At 38.5% G+C, this 10,278-nt stretch carries 13 protein-coding genes; 4 read left to right on the forward strand and 9 right to left on the reverse strand.

What is annotated here, in order from left to right:
* The 7 genes from FC36_RS03700 to FC36_RS03730 all read right to left on the reverse strand — a co-directional run.
* On the reverse strand, nt 1-343 hold a 343-nt coding region (locus FC36_RS03700; protein WP_156409508.1), incomplete at its 3' end, for an IS607 family transposase.
* Between the two features lie 220 nt (nt 344-563).
* The gene (gene phoU / locus FC36_RS03705) at nt 564-1,271 is read right to left on the reverse strand and encodes a phosphate signaling complex protein PhoU (protein ID WP_025021426.1); all 708 of its coding nucleotides are present in this window, start codon (nt 1,269-1,271) and stop codon (nt 564-566) included.
* Between the two features lie 34 nt (nt 1,272-1,305).
* A complete protein-coding gene (gene pstB / locus FC36_RS03710; protein ID WP_023859182.1) occupies nt 1,306-2,052 on the reverse strand; it encodes a phosphate ABC transporter ATP-binding protein PstB in 747 nt (248 codons plus the stop codon).
* 7 nt (nt 2,053-2,059) lie between these two features.
* Nucleotides 2,060-2,851, reverse strand: a complete 792-nt coding sequence (pstB, locus tag FC36_RS03715) for a phosphate ABC transporter ATP-binding protein PstB (protein ID WP_025021427.1) — start codon at nt 2,849-2,851, stop codon at nt 2,060-2,062.
* 3 nt (nt 2,852-2,854) lie between these two features.
* Nucleotides 2,855-3,742: a phosphate ABC transporter permease PstA gene (gene pstA / locus FC36_RS03720; RefSeq protein ID WP_025021428.1), complete on the reverse strand. Its 888-nt coding sequence runs from the start codon at nt 3,740-3,742 to the stop codon at nt 2,855-2,857.
* Nucleotides 3,742-4,608 carry a phosphate ABC transporter permease subunit PstC gene (pstC, locus tag FC36_RS03725; RefSeq protein ID WP_025021429.1) on the reverse strand — a complete coding sequence of 289 codons (867 nt, stop codon included), beginning with the start codon at nt 4,606-4,608 and terminating at the stop codon, nt 3,742-3,744. Before pstC ends, pstA begins: the two co-directional genes overlap by 1 nt.
* A gap of 9 nt (nt 4,609-4,617) precedes the next feature.
* Complete coding sequence (locus FC36_RS03730; RefSeq protein WP_023859178.1) at nt 4,618-5,490, reverse strand: phosphate ABC transporter substrate-binding protein; 873 nt, start codon at nt 5,488-5,490, stop codon at nt 4,618-4,620.
* A gap of 162 nt (nt 5,491-5,652) precedes the next feature.
* On the opposite strand from FC36_RS03730, the gene FC36_RS12645 reads away from it, so the two are divergent.
* Complete coding sequence (locus FC36_RS12645; RefSeq protein WP_023859177.1) at nt 5,653-6,372, forward strand: response regulator transcription factor; 720 nt, start codon at nt 5,653-5,655, stop codon at nt 6,370-6,372.
* Here the strand turns inward: FC36_RS12645 and FC36_RS11580 are convergent, their stop codons facing one another.
* Nucleotides 6,373-6,507: a thiaminase II/PqqC family protein gene (locus FC36_RS11580; protein ID WP_081781999.1), complete on the reverse strand. Its 135-nt coding sequence runs from the start codon at nt 6,505-6,507 to the stop codon at nt 6,373-6,375.
* Between the two features lie 294 nt (nt 6,508-6,801).
* Nucleotides 6,802-7,809, reverse strand: a complete 1,008-nt coding sequence (gene asnA, locus FC36_RS03740) for an aspartate--ammonia ligase (protein ID WP_025021430.1) — start codon at nt 7,807-7,809, stop codon at nt 6,802-6,804.
* Nucleotides 7,810-8,007: 198 nt separating this feature from the next.
* Here asnA and FC36_RS03745 point away from each other — a divergent pair, with 198 nt between their 5' ends.
* The 3 genes from FC36_RS03745 to FC36_RS03755 all read left to right on the forward strand — a co-directional run bounded on the left by FC36_RS03745 (nt 8,008) and on the right by FC36_RS03755 (nt 10,157).
* Nucleotides 8,008-8,736, forward strand: coding sequence for a gamma-glutamyl-gamma-aminobutyrate hydrolase family protein (locus FC36_RS03745; protein WP_025021431.1), 729 nt, complete (start codon nt 8,008-8,010; stop codon nt 8,734-8,736).
* Nucleotides 8,737-8,824: 88 nt separating this feature from the next.
* Nucleotides 8,825-9,784, forward strand: a complete 960-nt coding sequence (locus FC36_RS03750; protein ID WP_025021432.1) for a nucleoside hydrolase — start codon at nt 8,825-8,827, stop codon at nt 9,782-9,784.
* 19 nt (nt 9,785-9,803) lie between these two features.
* Nucleotides 9,804-10,157: a hypothetical protein gene (locus tag FC36_RS03755; protein ID WP_025021433.1), complete on the forward strand. Its 354-nt coding sequence runs from the start codon at nt 9,804-9,806 to the stop codon at nt 10,155-10,157.
* Nucleotides 10,158-10,278 lie beyond the last annotated feature (121 nt).

Here is a 10,278-nt window from a genome sequence, read left to right on the forward strand (position 1 = left end):
ATAATTCATTCCATTTTCTTCGATTATAATTAAGCCCGCTACCAATATCAGTAATCATTTCATCAAGAATTACACCTTTAGCATTAGTGTATTGTCTAATGAAATCAATTTGACTTTTTAAATCGTCTTTTTGCCCATTAGTTGATACTCTAGTATAAGCGACATTTTTACGTTTGGTAGTTGACGATTGACCTATATAATTTAAATATTGTTCTTCTGTATAATATCTTCGATTAGTGGGAGTTCGGTAGGCTTTCAAGGTTCCTTTTTTATCCCAAATTTGTAAAGTTCTAACAGTAACGCCAAGACGTTCTGCCATCTCTTTTGGTTTTAACATTGTTATAATAAACCACCTACATTTTCAATCTTTCTATGGTTTAATTACAACGTATTTTTCGGTTAAATTCTACTTAATTCTATATTTTTATAAACAGTTAATCACTCCTCGGGATAGATTACCGTTTCATTATACCACTAAATCGCAGGTCTGCCATTAACTAAAAGAAAAAGCCGCAAAATTGCGACTTTTATCTTAAGAATTCCGATTTAAAATCTAATAGTACTTACTTTAAGTCTTGGTCTTTAACCAAGACCGGATTAGCTTTGCCTGGGTTTAATTCTGTAATACGTCCGGTTACAGAATAAATAATCCATTCTGCTAAATTAACAATGTGATCGCCAATTCTCTCTAAGAGACGAATAATAGTTAAATAGTGACTACCCATTTCAATACCCTTAGGATGGTCTTTCATCTTTTCGATAATGATTTTTTGTCCTTGAATATAAAGGCGGTCAATTTCAAGGTCGCAATTGGCTACTTCATAAGCATTTTGTTCATCAGTTTTAAGGTAAGCATCTAGAATATTTTCTAACATCCGCCGTAACTTCACCGTCATTTGACTAATGATTTCATCAATTTCTTGAGAATTTAACTTTTCTTCTAAAGCATCGACCAAAATTGTTTCCCGTGCAATATGCACCGCATGGTCGGCAATTCTTTCCACATCACTTGAAGCCTTGAGAATAGTAATTACTGTCCGAAAGTCAGCAGCGAGTGGTTGTTGCAAGGCCATCACTTTTAGAGCCCGCTTTTCTAAGGCCAGTTCTTCTTCATTCACTAGATCATCGTTTTCCTTAACCTTTTGAGCTAACTCTATGTCCTTATCGATAAAAGACTTTGTAGCAAGATAAATTTGCTCACTTGCATCAATTCCCATTTCCATGAAGCGACCACGTAATTTTTTTTGTTCATCTGCAAATATTTCGTTCATTGTCTTCCTCCATTTTTAATATTATACCAAGTTTTTAGCCAAAACGCCCGTTAAGATAGTCTCCAGTTTCTACTTTTTGTGGATTCATGAATAAGTCGGTCGTTTTTCCTGCCTCAATTACATATCCTCCCATCATAAAAACGGTTTGATCAGCAATTCGTGCAGCTTGTTGCATATTATGCGTTACCGCAATCATCGTGTATTTTTCTTTCAAAGCCAACAAAGTCTCCTCAACTTTCGCAGCGGATATTGGGTCTAAAGCACTCGTTGGTTCATCTAAAAGTAAAATTTCAGGTTCCACTGCTAATGCACGCGCAATACAAAGTCTTTGTTGCTGTCCCCCAGATAAGCCTAAAGCCGACTTATCCAAGTCATCTTTGACTTCATCCCATAAAGCAGCCTGTTTGAGGCTAGCTTCCACTTTAGCAGCAATTTTTGCTTGGTCTTTTTGACCCGCAACTCGTAAACCGTAAGCCACATTTTCAAAAATTGACATTGGAAAGGCTACTGGTTGTTGAAAAACCATACCAATCTTTTTACGCAGAGCTAACAAATCAGTCTGCTGATTATAGATGTCTTGTCCGTCAAGACTCACTAAACCTTCAATGTCAACAATCGGGTTATCATCGTGCATTCGATTTAACGCCCTCAAAAGTGTTGATTTCCCACACCCTGAAGGACCAATAAGTGCGGTAATTCCTTTTTCTTGAAACTCTAAATTTACACCATGTAAAACCTGATGTTTATTGTAAGAGATTACTAAATTTTCAACTTTTAACATAAAACTCCTATCCGAAATTCCCACTGAGATAATCCTGGGTAATCTCTAACTCTGGGGTCATAAACATTTTAGTCGTTGGTTGATATTCCATCAGACGCCCCTTATGGAAGAAGGCTGTATTATCAGCAATCCGTCCTGCTTGTTGCATACTATGAGTCACAATAATAATTGTGTGTTCTTTTTTCAAAGCTAACATCGTCTCTTCGACCTTGGCTGTTGCTAGTGGATCTAGAGCACTTGTTGGTTCATCCATGAGAATCACTTCTGGTTTTAAGGCTAACGCTCTAGCAATACAAAGGCGCTGCTGCTGACCACCTGATAAGCCCAAAGCTGATTTATCTAACTTATCTTTTACCTCATCCCATAGAGCAGCTTGACGTAAAACATCTTCTAAAATTTCCTCTTCAGTCGCCTTACTAAGATTTTGATCCCTAAGGCCAAATAAAATATTTTTACGAATAGATTTATAGAACGGATTAGGTTTTTGAAACACCATTCCAATTTGCCGCCGAATTTGGTAAACATTTGCTTCTGGTGCGTTTAAATTTTGACCGTCATACATAATTTTTCCCTTAACCTGGGCAATCCCATCATTAAGTCGATTTAAAGAGCGTAGAAGCGTAGACTTGCCAGACCCTGAAGCTCCAATTAAAGCCGTAATTTGATTTTTGGGAAAAACCATACTTACCTGACGGGAAACGTGGTTATCCCCATAAAAGACATCTACATCCTGTAAGCTTAAACTCTCTTGCCCCTTAGGTGTAAAAATTGCTCTCTTTTCTAAATCGTAAGCCTTCATTAACTATTTACCTCCCATCATTTTCTTTTGTAAATAACTTCCTAAAATCCGTGCTCCGGCATTAAAAATAATTACCATTAAAACTAAAACAGTGGCAGATGCAGCTGAAACTAACGCCGCATCTTGGACTAAGCCTTCCGAATTTAACTTCCAAATGTGAACTGCTAAGGTTTCGGCGGGGCGCATAATATTTAGAAAACTAGTTGAAGAAAAAGGATTCCAATTATTGAAATCTACTTGAGCAGGACTTTGACCAGCCGTAAATATTAAAGCTGCAGCTTCCCCAAAAATACGACCAGCCCCTAAAATCATCCCTGTAATCAAACTTGGTAAAGCAGCTGGTAAAATAATTTGGGTAATCGCCTTCCACTTAGAAAACCCAAGTGCTAAACCTCCCTGCATTTGCGTTTCATCAATTTCTGCTAACGCATCTTCAAAATTTCGCGTTAAAATTGGTAGATTAAAAATAGTTAATGCTAAGGCCCCCGCTAAGAGCGAAAAGCCCATTTGAAAGTTAACTACAAACAGTAAATAAGCAAACAAACCAACTACAATCGAAGGTAGTGATGATAAAACTTCAATTGTTGTTCGCACTAAATCAGTCAAACTATTTTGAGGCGCGTAAAAAGCTAAGAAAATAGCTGCCAGCAAAGCTAGTGGGGTTGAAATTACTAATGTTAAAAGTAAGATATAAAAAGAATCGAATAATTGGTTCCGTATTCCTCCTCCGGCTAGGAAGGCTTGAGATTCACTTCCTAAAAAATGCCAACTTAAATGCGGTAATCCCTTACCAATAATATAAACTAATAATAAAACTAAGGCAGCCACAACTATATAAGTTACTGTCTTAATTAAAGTTAAAACTAAACGATTCATTCTATGTGCATCCATTATTTTTTAGCCCCCTTACTTACTAGGCGTATCAAAAGATTGAAGATTAAAGACATCAATAATAAAATTAAGGCTAAAGACCATAAAGCATTATTTGGTAGGGTTCCAAAAATCGTATTCCCGATTCCCATAGTCAAAGTTGATGTTAGGGTTGAGCCTTGACTCAGGAGAGAATTTGGTACCTGTAAAACATTCCCGATTACCATTTGTACCGCTAGCGCTTCCCCGAAAGCCCGCGTCATGCCAAAGATAACTGCGGTTAATAATGCAGGTTTGGCAGCTTTTAAAACAATTTTATTAATTGTTTGAACTTGTGTAGCCCCTAAAGCTAAAGAAGCTTGGCGGTAATGTTTAGGTACGGCCTTTAACGCATCAATCATAAGAGAGGTAACGGTTGGTAAAATCATCAGCGTCAGGACTAAGACCCCTGTCAAAATAGAGAAACCTGTCCCACCAAAAGTTGTCCGGACTAACGGTACAATAATTTCAAGTCCTAATAAACCATAAACAACCGACGGAACCCCTACTAAAATTTCAATTAAAGGTTGAATAAATTTTGCTATTTTACCACTTGCCAACTCACTTACATAAATCGCCAATACTAAAGCTAATGGACTGGCAATTACTGCTGCAGTAAGGGTCACTAAAAAAGAGGTAACTAACATTCCCAAAGCTCCGACTTCTTGATGCGCTGGATCCCAATGACCAGCAAAGAAAAATTCTCGAAGACTCATTTTATCTTGGATAAACATCGTTAAGCCTTTGGCACCCACGAAAATCAAGATTGCTAAAACTAAGAAACACACCAAGCCAATTGCTAAACCCGTTAAGGTTTTGCCCCATAATTCTTCACGTTTTTGTCGCATTTTTTTCCCTCACTTTGTTTTTACATGGCCTTGGGCATCCTTGACCACTTTCATGTCTAATGGACTAATGTATCCTGCATCCTTAAGAACTTTACCTTGAACTCGATCGGATAAAATGTAGTCCAAGAATTCCTTAGTTAAACCTTTAGCAGGCCCATTGGTATACATGTGTTCATATGACCAAATTTTCCATGCGTTAGTGGTCACATTAGCTGCTTTAGCTGCAACACCATCAATTTTTAAAGCCTGTAAATCTTGGTTGATATAACCAAAAGCCAAGTAAGAAATTGCCCCTGGGGTATTAGCAACAATTTTTTGTACCGTCCCATTGGAATCTTGTTCCTGGGCATTAACGGCTTTCTTCCCTTGCAAAACTGCTTCTTCAAAAGTTTTCCGACTACCACTGCCTTGGGCGCGGTTAATAACCGTAATCGCTAAATTAGGACCACCAACTTCTTGCCAGTTAGTAATTTTTCCTGTGTAAATATCTTGAAGTTGTTGAAAAGAAAGACCTGTCACTCCTAAGTCACGACTTACAACTGGTGCTAGACCCACAACCGCAACTTTATGGTCAACTAAGTTTTTAGCATCGATTCCTTCTTTATTTTCAGCGAAAATATCCGCATTTCCAATTTCAACGGTTTTAGCTTGAACCTGACTAAGACCTGTACCTGATCCCCCACCTTGGACAATCATTTCAGCTTGAGGAGCTTTTTTTTGAAAATCTAGAGCTACTTCCTGCGCTAAAGGTTGCAAGGCCGTTGAGCCGACTAAAGTAATTTTCTGACGTTTAGGTTCTAAATCTGCTTGTTTTTTTAAATAGTAAAGGCCACCACATAACAAAATTAGGATAGCCAAGAGATAAAATTTCTTACTTTTCATAAAAATTTCTCCTGATCATTGATTTCAGTTTTAGAATAGCTAATCTATGTAAATCTTCCTTTTATCCTTTGTAAATTTTGTGTAAATAACACTTTGCAGAAGTAATTTTTTATCAAGTATGGCATAATAACAATAGTTATTATTCGGAAAGGAAAAGCCAGCATGAACAATAATTTTCTTTTACTGACTCAAGATAATGAACTTTATATTCAAATTACCAAGCAATTTACTGAACAACAATGGTTTGTTCACCACGTAACCACTGCCACTGCAACCATTACTGAACTACATCAACATCGTTTCATTGGTGTTATTTGGGATTTACGAACTTCTAATTTAGAAACATGTATTGGGACTATAGCTGTTATCCGACAAATTATGAATGGCCCTATTGTCTGTCTAACTAACGAACTTAGCTTCAAAGATAAACTCCGCCTTTATAAGGCCAAAGTTGACGATATTATCTTACTTACCGAAGAAGCACTCCTTGTTCCAGTCATCAAGCAACGTCTCTGGAACTACAATCACCATCTAGAAGCATCATCTAAAACTAAAGAAGAACCAAAAACAGGGAAAGTTATCCGTTTCGATGATTTAGAAATTAATTATGATCGTCGTCATCTCAAAATTAGAGGTCAAAAGATTGATTTAACTCCTAAAGAATTTAAACTTCTGACCTACCTTTATGAACATAAAAACCAAGTTCTTTCTCGGGAACAAATTCTTAATGGTGTCTGGCAATACGATATTGCTTTGGTAGGAACAAGTCGGATGGTTGATATTCATATTAGCCACCTCCGTGATAAAATTGAAAAACACCCCAAAAAACCGCAATACCTTAAAACGGTTCGCGGTTTTGGATATATGTTTGTTTTAGAATGATTACCAGCAATGTTTAGTATAGGCCATTTGCCAAAAAGCAACTTCGTAATAGCAACTTTTCTCAAAAGCTTCCTGCATGGTCGCGCAGACCTTAGGGGAAGCTTTTTGAGCATAACTTTCTACTATTTCTTGCATTTTTGAACTTCAAACTCCAACATTATACAATCAGTATACACCGAAATAAAAGCTGTAGATAAGGTGGAACTAGACAAAAATGAAAATTCGGTATATTCATTGAATTGCCACCTTATTAATCGGATGGATATGGAAAAAATTATGCGTGAGTATGCGCCAGAAATTAGGTTGTATCTTTAATTTGATATAGAAAAAAATCAATCTAAGAATCTATATTTAGACTCTTAGATTGATTAAAAATTATTAAACACGGCGCTTCGTAAAGGAACCACTAAAAATAAGAAATTTATTTTTCTACAGTAAGTAGATATTGTGTTCTTCACAAATTCGGCGCATTTCTTCCGGCCAAATACTTGCTTGGACTTCACCAACGTGAACACGGCCTAAAAGCAACATGCAAACCCGGGATTGACCAATCCCCCCACCGATGGTGTAAGGTAATTCCCCGTTTAAAAGGGCTTTATGGAATGGCAATTCAGCACGATCTGTAGCTGTAGCTTTTTCAAGTTGTTCTGCCATAGCCTTTTCATCAACTCGAATTCCCATGCTAGAAATTTCGATAGCACATTGTAATGGTTCGTACCATAAGATAATGTCCCCATTCAAAGACCAGTCATCATAGTCAGGAGCCCGACCATCGTGACGCTCACCATTTGAAAGCGTGTCCCCGATGCGCATCAGGAAAACACAACCATATTTCTTGGCGATAAGATTTTCTCTTTCTTTAGGGTCCTTGTCAGGATACATTTGTAATAATTCTTCTGTATCAACAAATTTAATTTCATCTGGTAAGTGGTAAACCGCATCTGGGTAACGGTACCATACTTCGTGTTCCAAGTGCTTAAGCACACGGTAAATTTTCTTTACCGTTTCTTGGAGATATTCTACTGTTCTTTGGTCTTTAGTGATAACCTTTTCCCAGTCCCATTGATCGACATAATCAGAGTGGAAATTATCCAATTCTTCATCGCGACGAATGGCGTTCATATTAGTGTAAAGTCCCTCGCCAGGTTTGAAATCATATCTCTTTAAAGCCATGCGTTTCCACTTGGCAAGTGAGTGGACAATTTCGACAGTGTCGTCGGGTGCCCAAGGAACATCAAATGATACCGGTCTTTCTGTACCATTCAAATTATCATTCAAACCTGTCTTTCTTTCCACAAAAAGTGGGGCTGAGATTCTTTCCAAATTCATTTGCTTGCCAAACTCACTTTGGAATGTATCGCGAATATACTTAATCGCTTTTTCTGTTTCACGAACCGTCATTTTTGGATCGTAGTTATCAGGTAGTTGTAATGACATTACACTTTTTCCTCCATTCATCATATTTATTCGCCAGCAAATTTATGCCTAAATACGAATAATGTAGTCATTATATCACTTTATTCCCAGTTAAACCATACAATTTTTAAAAATCATCACTCCTTTGAGCAAAAAAATTTAAATCAAGAGTTTTTTTCGCTATAATTACTCGTAAACTAATTTTAGGAGTAATATTTTATGAAACCTTTAATCGCTATTGGGGGTATTCCTTTTGATCGCCCCATTGACCAACATTCCCGTAACATGATTTACTACATCCCACAGGGCTACATTCACGCGGTAGAAGCTGCTGGTGGTATTCCTGTAGTTATTCCGCCGTCTACTAACCTCAGTCAGGTTGACGTCTTACTGGAACGTGTTGATGGGATCCTTTTAGCAGGTGGCTCGGATGTTAGCCCGCTAAATTATGGCCAAGAACCGCACCCTAAATTAGGAGCTATCAATGAACGACGCGACCTTTTCGAAATTGAACTAGTCAAACAGGCGATGAAACGCAATATTCCAATCTTGGGAATTTGTCGTGGCTTACAAATTATTAACGTGGCCCTAGGAGGAACCTTATACCAAGATCTCTCCGAAAATCCCGCTTTCACGATCAAGCACCAACAATATGGCACTAATTGGGATACACCTACTCATAGTGTGAAACTTTTACAACCATCCATTTTAGATGAAGTTTTTGCCGACCAGAAAAGCCCTGTCGTTAATTCTCTCCACCATCAGGCTATTAATCAACTAGCGCCAGGAACTACGGCTTTAGCCCAAAGTCATGATGGTTTAATCGAAGCTTTCCAAGTTGATAATAAGGATGTTCTAGCTATCCAATGGCATCCCGAAGCTCAATATCTCCACGATGCCAACCAACTTAAACTTTTCTCCTGGTTAATCACAATGGCACAAAATTAAAAAAAACGCCTAAATTTTAAGAGATGCTTAAAATTAGGCTTTTTTTTTGATAGAATAAGAGGTAATAACAAGCAAAGGAATGTTTTTCATGGCTCAATACAAAATGATTTTAGATCTCGATACAGGGATTGACGATGCTTTAGCAATTGCCTACGCTTTGGCAACCCCTGAGTGTGACTTAATCGGGATTGTTTCTTCTTACGGAAATGTTTTAGTGGAACGTGCCGCGCAAAATAGTTTAAACCTTTTAGAAATGCTAGGTCACCCAGAAGTTCCCGTTTTCAAAGGACTGGCTCACTCCTCAACTACCGATTCTTTTGAAGTTATGCCAATCAGTGCCCAAATTCATGGGGTAAATGGTGTTGGTGAAGTTGAAGTTAAAAAAGCTGCTCGACCAGTAGAAACTATGTCTGGCGTAGACTTCTTCATCCAAGCCGCCCACAAATATAAGGAAAACTTAATTATCGTGCCTACGGGTCCTTTAACTAACTTGGCTGCTGCAATTCAGAAAGATCCGGCCATCGTAGACCTCATCGGTAATGTCACCCTGATGGGTGGGGCCTTAACCGTCCCTGGCAACGTTACACCTGCCACCGAAGCTAATATTAACCAGGATCCCGCCGCCGCCGACGTTGTCTTTCGTAGTAACCTTAACTTAACCATGGTTGGTTTGGATGTTACCACCCGAACTCTCTTAACTACCAAAGAAACACAAACTTGGCGTGATTTAAAAACTGTCGCTGGTGAAAAATACGCCGATATCGTTGATTACTACATCGATGCCTATAAGGTAACCAGCCCACACTTAGGCGGTTGTGCTCTTCATGATCCTTTGGCCGTTGCCGTCGCCGTGGAACCAGACTTAGTTTCCACCTTAAGCCTCAATATGAAGGTGGAAACCGAAGGCCCCACTGTGGGACGAACCATTGGGGATCAAACCCGCATCAACGAACCAGCTCTGCACACTAAAGCTGCCGTTAACGTTGATAAGAAACGTTTCTTGACAGAATTTATGGAAAAATTGACTCAACTTTTCCAAGCAAACTAAAACCTAGGCGGTAAAGAGTATGTGGGAAAATATAAGTTTAGGACTCTACGCCTTTTGGTGTTTCCTCTTAATTTTTAAATTACTCGGTTCCCCACGTAACCGCCAGTTCCGTTATCGCCACGCCTTTTTTGGTCCTTACGCTTGGCATCGCAATATGCGTAATTGGATTTTAATTTTCGCAAGTTTACTCGGGGTGCTTTTTTTACCACTCCCTGTAATTTTCTGGCTAATCGCCGTTGTGGCTATTATTGTAGCCATTGCAGCTGCTTGGAACTTTGGAAATAAAGTTGGCAATCCCTTCGTTGATTTATGCTTACTTTTTGTGGGGGCCTACTTAGGTTACCTTATTATTAGCCACTTCGGGCTACATTAATACGTTAAAAGACCTGGACATGTCTTCAGTCCAGGTCTTTGTCAACTACCCCTCTCTAAAGAGAAGGGCTTGTAAGGTTGAACCTTACGTTCTCTGTCACAAGTTGCATAGATACAGACTG

The organism is Ligilactobacillus equi DSM 15833 = JCM 10991, from assembly GCF_001435735.1.
GTDB classification, from domain to species: Bacteria; Bacillota; Bacilli; order Lactobacillales; family Lactobacillaceae; genus Ligilactobacillus; species Ligilactobacillus equi.

What these genes read in the sequence shown, in the direction of transcription:
- phoU (WP_025021426.1), bottom strand. Translation starts at nt 1,271, where the DNA reads ATGAACGAAATATTTGCAGATGAACAAAAAAAATTACGTGGTCGCTTC.
- pstB (WP_023859182.1), bottom strand. Translation starts at nt 2,052, where the DNA reads ATGTTAAAAGTTGAAAATTTAGTAATCTCTTACAATAAACATCAGGTT.
- pstB (WP_025021427.1), bottom strand. Translation starts at nt 2,851, where the DNA reads ATGAAGGCTTACGATTTAGAAAAGAGAGCAATTTTTACACCTAAGGGG.
- pstA (WP_025021428.1), bottom strand. Translation starts at nt 3,742, where the DNA reads ATGGATGCACATAGAATGAATCGTTTAGTTTTAACTTTAATTAAGACA.
- pstC (WP_025021429.1), bottom strand. Translation starts at nt 4,608, where the DNA reads ATGCGACAAAAACGTGAAGAATTATGGGGCAAAACCTTAACGGGTTTA.
- FC36_RS03730 (WP_023859178.1), bottom strand. Translation starts at nt 5,490, where the DNA reads ATGAAAAGTAAGAAATTTTATCTCTTGGCTATCCTAATTTTGTTATGT.
- FC36_RS12645 (WP_023859177.1), top strand. Translation starts at nt 5,653, where the DNA reads ATGAACAATAATTTTCTTTTACTGACTCAAGATAATGAACTTTATATT.
- FC36_RS11580 (WP_081781999.1), bottom strand. Translation starts at nt 6,507, where the DNA reads ATGCAAGAAATAGTAGAAAGTTATGCTCAAAAAGCTTCCCCTAAGGTC.
- asnA (WP_025021430.1), bottom strand. Translation starts at nt 7,809, where the DNA reads ATGTCATTACAACTACCTGATAACTACGATCCAAAAATGACGGTTCGT.
- FC36_RS03745 (WP_025021431.1), top strand. Translation starts at nt 8,008, where the DNA reads ATGAAACCTTTAATCGCTATTGGGGGTATTCCTTTTGATCGCCCCATT.
- FC36_RS03750 (WP_025021432.1), top strand. Translation starts at nt 8,825, where the DNA reads ATGGCTCAATACAAAATGATTTTAGATCTCGATACAGGGATTGACGAT.
- FC36_RS03755 (WP_025021433.1), top strand. Translation starts at nt 9,804, where the DNA reads ATGTGGGAAAATATAAGTTTAGGACTCTACGCCTTTTGGTGTTTCCTC.